Source organism: Binatus sp. (SeqCode) (genome assembly GCF_049584895.1).
Taxonomy (GTDB): domain Bacteria; phylum Desulfobacterota; class Binatia; order Binatales; family Binataceae; genus Binatus.
In genome coordinates, this window is the sequence record NZ_JBAUYR010000029.1 from 36,570 (window position 1) to 52,158 (window position 15,589).

12 protein-coding genes are annotated in these 15,589 nt (G+C 61.3%); 5 read left to right on the forward strand and 7 right to left on the reverse strand.

What is annotated here, in order from left to right:
• The first annotated feature begins 119 nt into the window (after positions 1-119).
• The 4 genes from WB650_RS04390 (at position 120) to WB650_RS04405 (ending at position 4,783) form a co-directional block, all read left to right on the forward strand.
• On the forward strand, positions 120-935 hold the full coding sequence (locus WB650_RS04390) for a BadF/BadG/BcrA/BcrD ATPase family protein (RefSeq protein ID WP_422303984.1): 816 nt from the start codon (positions 120-122) through the stop codon (positions 933-935).
• Positions 936-1,021: 86 nt separating this feature from the next.
• Positions 1,022-2,281, forward strand: coding sequence for a CaiB/BaiF CoA transferase family protein (locus tag WB650_RS04395; RefSeq protein ID WP_422303983.1), 1,260 nt, complete (start codon positions 1,022-1,024; stop codon positions 2,279-2,281).
• 15 nt (positions 2,282-2,296) lie between these two features.
• Positions 2,297-3,514, forward strand: a complete 1,218-nt coding sequence (locus WB650_RS04400) for a CaiB/BaiF CoA transferase family protein (RefSeq protein WP_423959582.1) — start codon at positions 2,297-2,299, stop codon at positions 3,512-3,514.
• Between the two features lie 18 nt (positions 3,515-3,532).
• Positions 3,533-4,783 carry an FtsX-like permease family protein gene (locus WB650_RS04405; RefSeq protein WP_422303981.1) on the forward strand — a complete coding sequence of 417 codons (1,251 nt, stop codon included), beginning with the start codon at positions 3,533-3,535 and terminating at the stop codon, positions 4,781-4,783.
• 636 nt (positions 4,784-5,419) lie between these two features.
• Here the strand turns inward: WB650_RS04405 and WB650_RS04410 are convergent.
• From WB650_RS04410 to WB650_RS04430, 5 genes are all read right to left on the reverse strand, one after another.
• Positions 5,420-5,752: an SCP2 sterol-binding domain-containing protein gene (locus WB650_RS04410; RefSeq protein ID WP_331587556.1), complete on the reverse strand. Its 333-nt coding sequence runs from the start codon at positions 5,750-5,752 to the stop codon at positions 5,420-5,422.
• Between the two features lie 137 nt (positions 5,753-5,889).
• Positions 5,890-7,410 carry a TonB family protein gene (locus WB650_RS04415; protein WP_423959584.1) on the reverse strand — a complete coding sequence of 507 codons (1,521 nt, stop codon included), beginning with the start codon at positions 7,408-7,410 and terminating at the stop codon, positions 5,890-5,892.
• Positions 7,411-7,471: 61 nt separating this feature from the next.
• A complete protein-coding gene (locus tag WB650_RS04420) occupies positions 7,472-8,323 on the reverse strand; it encodes an LLM class F420-dependent oxidoreductase (protein ID WP_422302573.1) in 852 nt (283 codons plus the stop codon).
• A gap of 46 nt (positions 8,324-8,369) precedes the next feature.
• Positions 8,370-9,794: an L-seryl-tRNA(Sec) selenium transferase gene (selA, locus tag WB650_RS04425; RefSeq protein ID WP_422302575.1), complete on the reverse strand. Its 1,425-nt coding sequence runs from the start codon at positions 9,792-9,794 to the stop codon at positions 8,370-8,372.
• A gap of 319 nt (positions 9,795-10,113) precedes the next feature.
• Positions 10,114-11,418, reverse strand: coding sequence for an MFS transporter (locus tag WB650_RS04430; RefSeq protein WP_422302577.1), 1,305 nt, complete (start codon positions 11,416-11,418; stop codon positions 10,114-10,116).
• A gap of 76 nt (positions 11,419-11,494) precedes the next feature.
• Here WB650_RS04430 and WB650_RS04435 point away from each other — a divergent pair, with 76 nt between their 5' ends.
• Positions 11,495-13,441: a glycoside hydrolase family 36 protein gene (locus tag WB650_RS04435; RefSeq protein WP_422302578.1), complete on the forward strand. Its 1,947-nt coding sequence runs from the start codon at positions 11,495-11,497 to the stop codon at positions 13,439-13,441.
• Here WB650_RS04435 and galK read toward each other — a convergent pair.
• Both galK and WB650_RS04445 read right to left on the reverse strand, forming a co-directional pair.
• Positions 13,431-14,837: a galactokinase gene (gene galK, locus WB650_RS04440; protein WP_422302580.1), complete on the reverse strand. Its 1,407-nt coding sequence runs from the start codon at positions 14,835-14,837 to the stop codon at positions 13,431-13,433. The two genes, WB650_RS04435 and galK, sit on opposite strands and share 11 nt — an antisense overlap.
• Positions 14,807-15,565, reverse strand: coding sequence for a nucleotidyltransferase family protein (locus WB650_RS04445; RefSeq protein WP_423959585.1), 759 nt, complete (start codon positions 15,563-15,565; stop codon positions 14,807-14,809). Before WB650_RS04445 ends, galK begins: the two co-directional genes overlap by 31 nt.
• Positions 15,566-15,589 lie beyond the last annotated feature (24 nt).

A 15,589-nucleotide genomic window follows, 5' to 3' on the forward strand; every position in this document is an offset into this window, starting at 1 on the left:
AAAAGTATCACAGTGACGAGGTCCGGCTAAGGCGCTCTCGAAGGCTGCTGCGTGTCGTTGCGCAGGTGGCCACGGCTGATCTAGCTTCAACACGGGCTGGACAGGAGCCGGCACCACCTATGATCGTTGGCATCGATATCGGCGGTTCGACCACCGACGCCGTCATCCTCGAAAATGGCGGCATACACGTCGTAACGATCGAGGCCAACGACCCGGTCGCTGCGGCCGCGGGCGCTCTTGGCAAACTGGTTTCGGACTTCGGCATCAAACTCGAAGACGTCGAATGCGTCGCCGCTACCGGCGCGGGCTCACGCGTGCTGACCAAATCTCTGCTCGGCAGGCCGGTGGTCAAGGTCAACGAGTTCACCGCGATCGGAATCGGCGGCACGTCGCTCGCCGGGCTGGACAGCGCGCTGGTCGTCTCGCTCGGCACCGGCACCGCGATCGTGTCCGCGACGCGCGACAAGATCGCGCACTTCAGCGGTACCGGAGTCGGAGGCGGCACGCTGCTCGGGCTCGCCAAGCACATGCTCGGTGTCTCGACCATCGAGCGGCTCGAAAAGCTCGCGCGCAAGGGCGACCTGCGTCGCATCGATCTTAGCGTTCGCGACATCGCGGGCGGCTCGATCGGCGATTTGCCACCGAACACCACCGCCGCGAACTTCGGCAAGATCAGCGCCGACGCAACGCCCGAGGACAAAGCGCTCGCCATCATGAATATGATCACGGAATCGATCGGCGTGCTAGCACTCGCGAGCGCCCGCGCCTGTGGCCAGGAAAACATTGTGCTGACGGGCAAGCTGTCGCGCCTGTTCCGATTCATGCAGGAGATGAAGCGTCTCAGTTTTCCCTTCGGCCGTCGCTTCCTGATCCCCGAGCACGCGGATTTCGCGACCGCGATCGGCGCCGCGCGCCACGCCCGGCAGCAGGAATAGCGCGCCTATCGCGCCGTTACATCTTTGGCGCGGTAGGATATAAAATTCCAAGGTTCAGCTGCGCGATTCGCGAGGACCATTCACCGATGCCATCAGAGTTGCTGAAAGGACTGCGCCTGCTCGATTTGACTGACGAGAAGGGCGCGCTGTGCGGGAAGATGTTCGCCGACCTCGGCGCCGAAGTTATCAAGGTCGAGCCGCCCGGCGGATGCTCGACCCGGCGCATCCCACCGTATCTCGAAGACAAAGTCGGTCCCGATCACTGTCTGTATTCGATCGCGTATCACGCCGGCAAAAAATCCGTGACTGCGAATCTCGACACTGCCGACGGGCGCGCGCTGGTCGCGGACCTTGCGGCGAAGTCGGACTTTTTTGTTGAGTCGCATCCGCTCGGCTATCTCGATTCGATCGGGCTCGGCTACGACGCGCTCGCAAAAAAAAATCCGCGACTCATTTATGCGTCGATAACGCCGTTCGGCGACAGCGGTCCCGGCAAGTATTACGCCTGGGCCGACATCATCACCTGGGCGGCCGGCGGCATGATGTACCTGATGGGCGAAGAAGGGAAGCCGCCGATCCAGATGAGCCTGCCGCAAGCTGGTTTGCACGCGGGCGGCGAGGCCGCAATCGCGATGATGCTCGCGCACTACCCGCGCCAAATCGACGGGCTCGGCCAGCGCATCGTCGTCAACATGCAGGCCTGCATCGTGTGGACGCTGATGAACGAGCAGGCGATGCCGTTCCTGCACGGCAACCATCTCTCGCGCACCGGGATTTTCGTCGGCTCAGCCGACGCGCGGCGCAAGATGGTGTACGAGTGCAAGGACGGTCACATCTCGATTCTGATCGCCGGCGGCACCACCTTCGGCAATTCGACCAAGGCGCTGATCGAGTGGATGCGCGAAAACGGATTCGGCTCAGACTGGATGCGCACCAAGGATTGGGTTTCGTGGGTACCGGGAGTCTTCATGAAGATGACGGACCAGGACCACAAGGAGATCGACGATCTCGAGACGACGATCCAGCGCTTTCTTATGACGATGACCAAGCACGAGATCTACACGCAGGGGCTCAAGCGGCGAATCTTTCTCGCGCCCGTCGCGAACGTGGCCGACGTCGCCTCGGACGATCAGCTGAAAGCGCGCGACTTCTGGACCCAGGTGCCACACAACACCATCGGGCGCACGCTCACATTCCCCGGGCCGTTCGCGAAACTATCCGCGACGCCAATCGGATCAACCACGCGTGCGCCGCGAATCGGCGAACACACCGATGAGATTTACCGCGCCATCCTCGGCCTCACGCCCGATCGATTGAACAAGCTCCGAGCCGCCGGCTCGATTTAGCCAGGAGAATTCGAGATGAGCCGTTTCGCACTTGAAGGAGTTCACATTCTCGATTTCGCCTGGGTCGGCGTCGGTCCGATCACGACCAAGTATTTCGCCGACAACGGCGCCGAGGTGATTCGGGTCGAGTCCGCCGCGCGTCCCGACGTGTTGCGAATCGGGCCGCCTTGGAAAGACGCGATGCCCGGCATCAATCGCAGTCAGTTCTTCGCCAGCTTCAACACCTCGAAGAAAGGAATCACGCTCGACCTGAGCAAGCCTAAAGCGCGCGAACTGGCCAAACGTCTGGTGCCGTGGGCCGACATTATCGTCGAGAGTTTCACGCCCAAGGCGATGCGCAACTGGGGACTCGATTACGAAAATCTTCGCGAGCTGCGCCCCGACCTCATCATGCTCTCGACCTGCATGCAGGGGCAGACCGGGCCCAACGCGCTGTACCCCGGCTTCGGTCAGTTGATGGCCGCGCTGTCGGGCTTCTACTACATCTCGGGCTACGGCCCCGGCTCATGCGCGCCGCCATACGGCGCGTATACGGATTTCATTGCGCCGCGATTTTCCGCGTTCGCGTTGCTCGCCGCCCTCGACTATCGCCGCCGCACCGGCAAGGGCCAGTACATCGACATGTCGCAGTACGAGGCTGCGATGCAGAATCTCGCGCCCGCGCTGATCGACTACCATGCGACCGGCCGGGTGCTCGAGCCGCGCGGCAATGCGTCCGCGCGTTACGCTCCGCACGGCGCCTACCGATGTGCCGACGAGGACGGTAACGAGCGATGGATCGCGATTGCAGTCGCGGGCGACGATCAGTGGCGCGCGACGCTCTCTGCACTCGCCGCAGATTCCACTGACGCGCGCTTCGCGACGGCGTCCGCGCGGATCGAGAATGCCGGCGCGATCGATGAATTCGTCGGCTCGCTGACGCGCATCCACAATGCGCACGAGCTCACCGCGAAGTTGCAGGCCGCAGGCGTCGCCGCCTATCCGGTCGAGAACTGCGTCGACATTCACCAGGACGACAACCTCGAGGCGTTCGGCTTCTGGCATTGGCTCGAGCACAAGGAGATGGGGCCGTCGCCGTACGAAGGCCTCGAGCATCGGATGAGCCGCACGCCGGGCACGCTTCGTTCGGCGGCCCCGATTCTTGGCCAGGACAACGACGAAGTTTTCCGCGGTATGCTGAAACTCAGCGCCGACGAGATCGAGCAACTAAAGAAAGAGAACGTGATATTCTGAGTTCGCTCGCTGGTCTTCGTGCGATACGAACTCAAAATTGCGCTCCGGTATCTGCGCGCTCGCCGCAAAGACGCCTTCATCTCGATCACGACGATCTTTACCGCGGTCGGCGTGATGATCGGTGTCGCCGCGCTGACGATGACGCTGTCGGTGATGGGCGGCTTCGAGCAGAGCATCAAACAACGCGTGCTCAACCTGAGCCCGCAAGTTCAGATACTCAACTCGCAAGGATCGATCGAGAACTACACGGACGTCGAGAAGAAAGCCGCGACGGTGCCCGGCGTGAACGGCGCCGAGGCATATATCATCGGGCAGGCGATGCTGAGTTCGGGGCGCGGAATCGGCGGCGTCGTCGTGCGCGGGGTCGAGCCGGACAATCCCGTGGTGCGCGCTCAATGGGGCCGCTACATGACGGCCGGCAGCCTCGACGATCTAACGAGAAGCTACACGGTTCAGGCAGGTGCCGCAGGTCCCGCAGTCTCAACCGGCGGCCTTGCTATCGGAGTCAGCCTTGCCAGGAAGCTCAAGGTCAAGCCCGGTGATGTGGCTCGGATGGTTGCGCCGATTATTTCGCCCGACGGATCTCTCTCGACCAAGAGCGGGCAATTCGTGATAGGCGCGATCTTCGATTCGGGGATGAACTTCATCGACACCAACATGGTCTTCATGAACCTCGCGAACGCGCAGGATTTCTTCGGCCGAGTCGGCAAAGTGGACGGAGTCGATATCCATCTGGTCAACCTCGATCAGACCGACGCGGTCACCGACGCAATGCGCAAGCTGTTCCCAAACCCATATCGCGTTCAAAACTGGATCCAGTTCAATGAATCTGCCGCCGCCGGCTTCGCACTTCTCAAGCGGGTGTATGCGCTGGTGCTGGTGATGCTGATTGGCGTTGCCGCGTTCAACCTGGTCGCAACGCTTATCATGGTGGTGATGGAGAAGCGCAAGGATATCGCGGTGCTGATCGCGATGGGTGCGACGCGACGCGACGTGCGCCTGATCTTCGTGCTGAAAGGCCTGATCGTCGGCGCTGCTGGAACCGTGGCCGGACTGATCCTCGGCGCCGTCGGGTGCTTCGCGCTGGCGCGTTACCAGTTCATTCACATCCCGCGCGAAATCTACGGCATCTCGAATCTGCCAATCGACGTACAACCGTCGAACTTCGCCGCCGTCGCGGTAGCCTCGATGATTCTATGCCTGCTCGCGACGGTATATCCTGCCCGGCAAGCATCGCGAGAAATGCCAGTCGAAGTCTTCCGCTCCTAGCTCCTCCGCACCACCCCACCCCATATCCGCGGACTGTAAAACTGACTACTGATTATTTGGTGTGTGATTCGTATTGGTGGGGGGCTTGCCAGCGAGCTTTGGTTTGCGAACGACCAAAGTCTCATGACCACGAACCTTGATCGTACGTGCCGGTTCTGACGAAAAATTCTGAGCCGGTCCGTCAGAGTGCCGTGGCCGCGACGAGGTGCGCTTGCGCCGCCAGTTGCTGAGCTCCTTCGACAGTTTTGAGGCCAGCGAATCGTTGTCCTGGCCGTTCTCGGTCGATTCTCCGCTTTCTTTGTTGAGGTCTCCCTCAAACTCTGCGGAACTCGTTTGCGTTCTCTCTTCCTGTGACGTGGATTTGTCCTCCTTATCCTTAGGACCGTTTTAGAAACAGAATTTTTAATTCTCGAAATTATGTAGTAACAGCAGTTGGCTCTCGCACTCGCGACGGCCTGGGATCGTTAAATCAGTAGATAAGATTATGTCTCGACTGCGTACCGAATCTGAATTTTATCGGCGCGTTTCGGCTTGGAATGATTTCTATGTGGGGATTCTTTCAGGCGGATTTTGCGCCAGCCGGGCCTTTGAAGGCTCCGGCCGGCGTTCAAGTCATTGTTGAGTTAGCTTCACAGTTTAAGCAAACAGACTCTGCATGCGGAGCGCAAGACCCATGTCGCCGGCGATTCGCAGCTTGCCGCTCATGAACGCAACCTGACCGTTCAGCTTGCCGGTCGTCATGTCGACGTAATCCTGTGCGGTCATCGAGATCGTAATACTCGGGGAAGCGGCCGGTCCTTCATTCACGGTGCAGGTTTCGTTGTTGATGACGACGTTCCACTTGCCGCCGTTGTCGCCCGAGAGATCAAACTGGTAAGTAGCATTCAAACCTTTCGCCGCGTCTTTGTTGAAGCGACTGGGCATCGCCGCGAAGATTTCTTTGGGTGTCGTAGGTGCTGCGTCAGCCATGGAAAATCGAGTCCTCCTGATGGGAGCGGCGGATCCCGCGCCCTTTCCGCCATATAAGCGTTCGGCTGTTACCGTGTCAATAGTAACACGCCGGGCCGTATCGATCACAGCCGACGAGCATCGTGTTGTCCATCGGATCAGAATCCGAACATGTTACCCGGCACCACCCTGATCAGGTTTCCTGCCACGTGGACGGGCGATGCGTTCTCGGTGATCGTCACGGCTTGCTGTTTTTGCGCGTCGGTCTTGACCGTACCGTCGAGGTACGCGTCGTGGCCGATTACCTTGACCGTCACCGTGTTCAATCCCGCGGCGTATAACTGCGATGCGATCGCAGCCTGCCGCGCCGCCCATTCGGCCTGATCCGTCGACAGCGAGTCGATCACGTTGCCGACCCCCGGCACATTACGCACCAGCTTTTCCGTATAGAGCTTGGCGTCGTTGTCGAACACCTTGCCGAAAATCGTCACGGTGTTGCCGCTGGTATAACAATTCACTCGGCGCGTACGCGGATTCGACGACAGCACCTGCAGCACGCGCTGCTGCAAGGTCATCGGCGGAGGCTTGGGCGCGGACGCCACGTGATGATGCTTACGCGGCGCGGGTGCCGGGGGAAGTGGCGCAGGCGCGACGGCCTCCGTGGGAGGCGTCTCGACACTCGCCGGCGTCGGTGCGCTCACCGCTTCCGACGCCGCGGAGGACGGCGCGGGTGGCGAGCTGGCAAACTCCGGCGGCTCAGTCGGGCTCAGTCCCGTCAGCTTGGTGTTGAGCTGCGACTCGAGCGCATCCTTGGTCGACGGATCGTTGGTGAAAACTATCGGGTAGTCGATTTCGACATCGCTACCGCTGAACGGCGGATAATTCCACGTCGAAACGTCCTTCACCACTTCGGCGTCGAAGGCTGGGTTTGGATTGGTCGACGTCCGTACCGACGCCGCGTCGACGTTGCCGCTGGGCAGCACCCTGACCCGCACCACCATCGCATTGCGGAGAGTGTTGTCGCCCGCGAGTGCATGCTCATAGCTGTCGAGCAATGGGTTCTTGTGATCGTCGAAAAATTTGCGCGCCGCATCCTGGTTGCGCTCGGGCGCCGATGCGGATTCTCCCGTCACCTGCACCGGCATCGCGTTCGCCAACGCCACCAACGGCCCGGTAGGCACTGCAGCCGCCACCGACGCCGCCGCAGAGGGTGATGCATTCGCTACCGGCGTCTCTGCTCCCTTGCTGCTGAGATGGATCGCGAGCCACGCGCCGCCTCCGAGCGCGACGATAGCCGCAATCAGATAGCCGAGGACGCCGAACATCCCGCGCCCTTCTTTTTCGGAGTCGTCGCCTTCCGGCATCCGTCCCGTAATAGGCCGCGACGGCGACGGACCGCGCCTGAGTGTCGGACTCCTCGGCGCCGTGGACGGTCTCGCCGGAGGCGGAGTGTACTGCTCGGCTGCGGGATCGATGCCGAGCCGCGCGCCGCAGAAGTTGCAAATCAGTTCGCCTGGCTGAGCTTTGCCGCCGCATACGGGACATTCGATTTGCTGGGCCTCGTCGGCGCCGGCGCTTTCGGCAAAAGCGGGACCGGTCGGCACCAGCGCGGTTCCGTCAGCATCGCAAAAGGTTTCCGAGTCGGGGTAGGTTTTTTCGCAGCGGGGACACCTTTTCATGTTGGTAAGAAATCCTCGGGCGCAAGTTTCAATGAAATCGGCTCGAATTGCGACAGGCCGATCACTGCCTCGAGATCACCTCGGCGCCAAATTTTTCCATCGCGGCGATATGGTCCCGGGTGGTCGCGGCCGGCCCGATTATTATTCGCGATACTCCCATCGACGCAAATTTTTCGATGTCGCCCGGCTTCAACTGCTCGCGCAACCTGCTCACCGTGATTTCCAGCGGCGTCGTCCGATCCGCTGCGCGCTCGTGCTCGCGCAGCCGCTTGATCGTTTCAGCGATCTCGTCGTTGCCCTCCGCGATTCCGTACCAACCGTCACCGAGTCTTGCGGCTCGCTTGAGCGAAGGCTCGGTGTTGCCGCCGAACACGATCGGTGGATGCGGCTTTTGCGCGGGCTTGGGCATGAATTTGAATCCTTCGACGCCGACAGTCTTGCCGTGATACTCGGGCGAATCCTTCGTCCACAGCTCCTTCATTAGCGCGAGATATTCGCGGGTGCGAAGCGCGCGGTCCTTGAAGTTCATGCCGACACCTTCGAACTCCTCTTCGAGCCAGCCGATCCCGACGCCGAAAATAAATCGCCCGCCCGAGAGCACGTCCAGGCTGGCGACCGCCTTGGCCGTCGTGAATGCGTTGCGAATCGGCAGCACGAAGACTCCCGTCGCGAGGCGAATCTTCGTCGTGAGGCCGGCGACGTAGGCCAGTGCCAGCATTGGGTCGTGCAAGGGAGTCTCCGGAGGCGCGCCCATCCTTCCACTAGATGAATACGGATAGGGCGAGCGGTAGGTTACCGGCAAAATGATATGTTCCGGAATCCAGAGAGATTCGAAACCGCTCTCTTCGGCTTTGCGAGCGACCGCCGCGATGCTGTTGGGAGAGGTCTGGTATAGAAACGTTCCGAATTTCATTTTTTCACCGGCTCCCGCTTCCTGCGCGAGGGAAAGTTTTACAATCCTAGTCAGTTTCAAGCTTGACCGAAAAGACTGACGGATCCTCGATTGTGCGCAAATCCAGATGGAACGAATCGTCGGCGATGCGCCCGATAATTCGCGCGCGCCGGAACATCGCGGCGATCGCATTTGCTGATTTCTCCGGATGCGTCACACGCAACGCGACCGACTTCAACTGCTCGACCGGCATCGCGCCCGATCCGACCTGCGAAGCTGCGTCGACGATCTCGACTACGTAGCCGTCGCCAAGCCGCTCCGCGACGATCTCGCGCGCCCGCGGCGCGATCGCGCCAATCTCACTCGCGCGCCGCGACAAAATTCGCAAAGTCGGCAGCTCATGAGCGAGATCGCCCGAGCGCAAATAGAGCCGCATCGTCGCGGAGAGCGCCGCGAGCGTCAGCTTGTCGCATCGAAGCGCGCGCTTCAGGGGATTGCGCTTGACGCGATCGATTGCGGCGCGGCGGCCTACGATCACGCCCGCTTGCGGACCGCCGAGCAGCTTGTCGCCGGAAAACGTGACGATCGCAGCACCCGCGGCGATTCGGTCGCGCACAATCGGCTCGTGCGGTATTCCGTATTCCGTCAGATCGATCAGCGCGCCCGCGCCGAGATCCTCCATCACGTCGATTCGGCGCGCGCGGCCAATTTCGACCAGGTCCTCGAGCGTCACTTCGCTTGTGAATCCCACAACGCGATAGTTCGATGGATGTACTTTCAGCAGGAGCGCGGTCTGTGGACCGATCGCATCGGCATAATCGCTCGGATGCGTCCGATTGGTGGTACCCACCTCGCGCAGAATCGCGCCGCTCTTCGCCATCACATCGGGCAAACGGAACGATCCGCCAATTTCGATCATCTCGCCGCGCGACACGATCACCTCGCGCCCTTCGGCGAGCGAGTTTAGAGCGAGGACGACAGCCGCGGCGTTGTTGTTCACGACAGTGGCGGCCTCGGCGTCCGTCAGCGCACATAGCTCGTCCTCGACGATCGTGTCGCGATCGCCACGCCCCCCGGTTTCGAGATCGTATTCGAGGTTAACGGCAGACCGCGCCGCCATTTCAACGGCCTCGATCGCGGACTCAGCCAAAATTGCGCGCCCGAGATTTGTGTGCAGTACGATACCGGTCGCATTGACGACGGGTCGAAGTAAAGGCTCATCGGCAGCAACCGAGTGCGCGGCGGCGCGCACGACAGCATCGATCATCGCGTCGCGATCGCGCGGACGCGCGTCGCGGCCAGTTAGAATCGCCGCCCGCAACTCCGCCTGCGCGCGCTGTAGAGCGACTTTGAGGTAGCTGCGGTTGAGGCCAGCCAAGGCCGGGAGCGCCTCCGCGGCGCGAAGGCATTCGTCGATCGGCGGAAGTGCTCGAATCTGATCCGCGCGCGAATCGGCATCGGCGTCACGAGTTTTTCGAGAATGTTTCGGCACGGCGGCTTGATTATCAAAGACTGTCGCGCCCGGGCGCAACCGTTACTTTGCGCGCTCATGTTCGAGCGAACGGAACAATCGCGCGGAGGTGAACTGGCTGGCGTGTAGCTTGAACCAAGAACCCTCACCTACCGGCGGCTGCGCCCGCCGGCCTCCTCTCCCGTAAAATAAACGGGAGAGGTAATTGCGGAGCGCCGCCTCCCCGAAACTGCGAGAGCGAAATGGCGTCCGCGACATTTCGCGATTCTCACTTTTCACTGGGTGCAGGGGTCACCCCTGCCGAAGGAAGCGTGAAACCCACGGTGGGTTTCCCATTCGATTAAGTGGTTTCTACGATCGCTTCCTGCGCTTGGGCGATTAACTTCAGCTTCGTCAATAAGATGAATCCGCACATGAGCGAGAATGCCGCGCAGAAGAGGACTGCTGTGCGCGGACTGTAATGCTCGCCGATGTAGCCGACGGCCAAGCTTCCGATCGGCGCAGTGCCGATGAACGACAGCGTGTAGATACTCATCACGCGGCCGCGCAATTCGTCCGAGACGAACATCTGAAGGAGAGTGTTGGTCGTCACCATGTGATTCATCAGGCCGACGCCGATGAATATCTGCGCGAGGAGAGAGAGCGACATCCAGGTCGACACGCCGAAGCCGGCGGTCGCGATCGCCATGCAGAAAATTCCGAACACCAGGTTTTGCCGCAGCGTTTTCGGAGCGGTCGAGCGCATGTTCATCACGATTGCGCTGATCACCGCGCCTAGTCCCTGCGCCGCCATCAGGAAGCCGTAGCCATGCGCGCCGACGTGGAGTAGATCGCGCGCGAAGACGGGAATCAGTATCGAATACTGCATCCCGATCCCCATGTTGATCGCGACCAGCACGAGCAGCCACAGCGTCGGGCGATGCCGCCAGACGTACGCCAGCCCGAGCCGCACCTGACGCATCATGGTGGCGCCGAATTCGCGCCGCTCGCGCCGTGGCAGCTCCATCTCGAGCAGGCTCCAGATGACCGCGAGATAGCTGACGCCATTGAGCAGGAAGCAGCCGGCGATTCCAATCACCGCGAGCGACATACCAGCGATCGCGGGGCCAATCATTCTAGCGCCATTGAAGATCATCGAGTTCAACGAAATCGCGTTGGGAAGATCTTCGCGCCCGACCATCTCGACCACGAACGCCTGGCGTCCGGGCATGTCGAACGAGCTCACAAAGCCGTTAAGAGCGGCCAGCGCGATTACGTATTCAACTTTGACGACGCCGGCCCACGTCAGTGCTGCGAGCACGAACGCGCTGATCATCAATAGAGTCTGCGCGCCGATTATCAGGCGTCGACGATCGACGTGATCGACCACGACGCCGGCGAACAATGCGACCAGCACGATCGGCATGAAGCCCGCGAACGACACGACGCCGAGCATCAGCGACGAATTCGTGAGCTTCAGCACCAGCCACGATTGCGCGACCATCTGCATCCAGGTGCCGATCAGCGAGATGAGTTGTCCGATGAAGAAGAGCCGAAAATTGCGATGCCGCAGGGCGCGGAACGCGGTCAGCCCGCCGCTCCAGCTATCCTGCGCAGGGACGTCTCCGCCCGCCTCGTCGGCTTCGGCGGCTTCTATTTCCGGCACTGTGTCGATGATTCTCTCTCCGCGAGTCGGTGAACTCTTTTCACTTTGACAGAGCTGATTTAGTTGATCGAGTGACTTGCCGCGATCCGATCTCTTTGCGACTCTCACCGACGTGGCGAGTGCTCTTCTATCGCGAATCGAACTCCGCTTCATCGATGCCGGCGGTCATCCTCGCGAGCTGGATCTCTCTGCACCGTCGGGATCGAGCGAATCGAGCGCAATTCACGATGGCGTTTCTTTCTCCGCGCGTCTGGAACAAGCGATCGGCGGCACCATCGTCCGCGCTACGATCGAAAATCGCGGGAGCGACGCGATTCGGCTCACAAATGCGATCTTCGAAGTCCAGACAGGCTTCGCGCCATCAGCGCCGGCGCGATTTTTCAAGCACGGATACCAGTCATGGAGCGCGTCGGGCGGTTATGATGTAGGCGCTTCGCGAACCCACCCGCGCGACGCCGCTAACTTCATCACGCGCGTCAATCATCAGAGCGAAACTACTCGGCCGCCCGAATCGCGGGAAGCGCAGACCTCTGAACTTTTCACGATCGTCGAGAGCAGCGTTGCCACCGAGCGCGTCCTGGCAGGATTCATCGGCGCCGCCACTTCTCTTTCGACGCTCACCGTGTCGAGTCCTGAAAAAATATTCGCACGCGCAATTCTCGACGACGTAACTCTCGCGGCCGGCGCGCATCGCGAACTCGATCCGCTGTTGGTAGCAGCCAGCGATGAATCCGCCGCGCGGCTCGCCGCGCGATGGGCGGATGCAACTGGCCGATGGATGAATGCGCGGGTCGGCGCGCCGTTCCAGCGTGGATGGTGTTCCTGGTACCACTATTTTCACGCGATCACCGAGGATGCGCTCCGGGCGAATCTTAAATCGCTGGAGGCGATGCGTTCGGAGTTTCCGCTCGACGTAATTCAACTCGACGATGGTTTTCAGTCCGCGCTCGGCGATTGGGACACCACCAACGCCAAGTTTCCGGGCGGCCTCAAAAAGATTGCCGGAGAAATTCGCGCTGCCGGCTTCAAGCCAGGCATCTGGACTGCGCCGTTTCTCGCCGCCCGCGATTCGCGCGTGATGATCGATCATCCGGATTGGTTCATCATGCATGCCGAGACGAACGAACCGATTCGCGCAGGCCACAACCCGAACTGGACCGCAAGCGACGACAAGTTCGCGTACGCGCTCGACCCGAGCAATCCGGCGTTTGTCGCGCACCTGCGCGACCTGTTCGCGAAGCTCACCCGGGACTTCGGCTACTCGTATCTCAAGCTCGATTTTCTTTACGCGGCTGCAGCGCCCGGTCGGCGTCTCGATCCAAATCTGACGCGCGGTGAAACTTTGCGCCACGGACTCGAGGCGATTCGAGCCGGCGCCGGTGATGACGCGTTCATCCTCGGATGCGGCTGCCCGATTGGGCAGGCGGTCGGCATCGTCGACGGGATGCGCATCGGCCCCGACGTTTCGCCGTTCTGGGGCAAGACCGCTTCCGGCGCGGGCGACCCGTCGACCGTCTATGCGCTCGACGCGATCATCGCGCGCAGCTTCATGCATCGTCGGCTATGGCTGAACGATCCCGATTGCCTGATGCTTCGCGCACGGAAAACTCGCCTCACCGCCGTCGAACGAGCGGCGCTGGCCTCCGTCATTGTATCCAGCGGCGGGATGCTTTTGATCTCCGACGACATGAGCTTGCTCGATGCCGAGGCGGCGAAACTCTTTCGGCAGGTAGCGCAACTCGCTGAAGAAATCGATTCAAACGCGGAACGCGGACCGGTCCTAGCGCTCGATCTGATGGCTACCGAGGATGTCCGCGGGTTGATTAGTGAAAACGGCGATGGCGGGGCGATCGCGATGATTCTGAATCGCGGCGATTCGCGTGCACGCGTGCAAACCTTCGATCTGAAGCTGGACGCTGGCGAAATCGTTGCGCTCGATCTCGCACTCGACGAGAAAATTGAAATATTCGATACGATCGATTTGCCGCCGCACTCCGCGCGCATCCTGCGCATTAGGCGTTAGCGGATAAATCGATCACGCTCGCGCCCGGTCCGGCGTGCAATACGGCTCGCAAATTTTCCGGCAATGCGCCAAGCGCAAACTTTTCGTAATAGCCGCGATCGATTGATTCAATCACCGCGCTTGCATTTTCTACGTCGCACAGCGCGACGATCGAGCCGCCGAAACCCGCGCCCGTCAGCCGCGCGCCGATCGCGCCGCCGCGCCGAGCGCATTCCACGATCGCGTCGAGGCGCGACGTGCTGCATTCGAAGTCCTCTGCGAGACTCTGATGCGAGGCGTTCATGAGCGTACCCATCTCATCGAGACGGCCCGCGTTGAGCACGTCAGCCGCGCGAATCACGCGCTCGGTTTCGCTCAAGACATGGCGCGCGCGTTTCAGGATTTCGAGCGGGCGATTCGAATCCAGCTCGATTCGTGTCGAGCCGTGCCCAAGCAACTCGGCATCGAGCGCCGTCTGCGAGACGCCGAGGATGTTTGCCGCTTCTTTCAGGTTCGCATCGAGTCGCGCCGGCGATGTGGCCGCGAGTTTCTCGACGAGATTCACCGCACTCCAGTTGGGAATCGCGCGGACCACGTCGCCGAGGATTTTCACGCCGTCCAGATTTAGTGCGCGCCCAAGAATGCGCGCTGCCAGTGAGCATTCCACAACGCGGCGATTGTATTCCGCGCGCACCTTTCCCGACTTGTCCGCAACCTCCAGGCTGTCTGCCACGACCAGCGCCGCGTTCGCCGGCATCTTCACCGCGCGCACGCGGATCGGATTGAACTCGATAAACAACGCGTGATCGCGGCGCCCGAGAATCGACACCGACTGGTCCATCGCACCCCCGTGCGTCCCGACGTACCGTTCGCTGCGCGCAACCATCGTCGCGGTCTCGATCGGTTCGAGTTCGAGTCCGTTGATCGCCATGAAGACCATCGCGGTCGACACCGTCAGCGCGGACGATGATGACAACCCCGAGGCCGGCGGCACTGTGCTACCCACGACCATCGACATGCCGCGCAAATGGCGCCCAGGAAAGTGATCGATCACGCCTTGGATCGCGGCCTTCAGGTAGTTCGCCCAATCGCCGGTTGCGTACGGTGGAATCTGGCGTTCGATTGCGAAGCGTCGCGACTGCCACGCGGGATCTGCGTTCGACACTTCAATTTCGCTTGTCGTGTTCGCGGCCGCGACGACGATTGTGGATCGATCGATCGCGACTGGCAGCACGGGCAGGCCGCTGTAGTCCGTGTGCTCGCCGATCAAGTTGACGCGGCCGGGCGCGCGCGCCGCGATGATTTGTGCTCTGCCGCTGGCGCCAAGTCTTGCCGCAAGCTTGCGAACGCGCGCCAACTCCTCATCGTCCCATCCGTCGGGCAGATTCATCGGCGCTTCCTTTTTGGCTTGAACCATGCGCGCGCCGCCTCGACGTCTTCCGGCGTACCGACGTCGCTCCAGAATCCGCGCATGTCGACTGCTCGCACGACGCGGCCGTCAGCGATCATTTGCGCGATTGAGCCGGGCAGCTCGAGTTCACCGCGCGCCGACGGTTCGAGCCGCGCGAGGTATTCGAAAATTATCTGGCCGGTTGCGAACAGTCCCGCGTTGTTCCATTCGGTCTTCGCAGTCCCCGGCGCCGGCTTTTCGTCGAGCCGTTCGACCATCATGTGCGCGTCCAGATAAACAGCGGCGCCGCGAAACGGATTCTTGACCCGATTCACCGCGAGCAGCAAATCGTACTCGTCGTTGCGCCCGTGATGAATGAAGCGTGGGTAGTTCGCTCGGTCCATCAGGATGTCGCCCCATCCGAAAACGAAGCGGGGCTGGCCGCCGAGATGAGATCTGGCTGCGAGCATCGCGCCGCCGGTGCCGTTCAGTTCCGGCTGCCGGACGGTAGTAATTTTGATTCCTGGATTTTCGTGTTCGTAGATTTTCGCCCATCCTTCGATTTGCTCGGACAGATAGCCCGTCACGACGATGAAATGCGCAAGTCCAGCAGCAACTAGCGCGTCGATAATGTGCGAAATCAGCGGCGCGCCCGCAATATCGAGCAGCGGCTTCGGCGTGCTCGCCGTCAAATCGCCGAGGCGTTTGCCGCGGCCTGCCGCCAACAAAACCGCCGTCGTGATTTCCGCCGCCACGTCGCCCAAGATAGCATCGCGCGG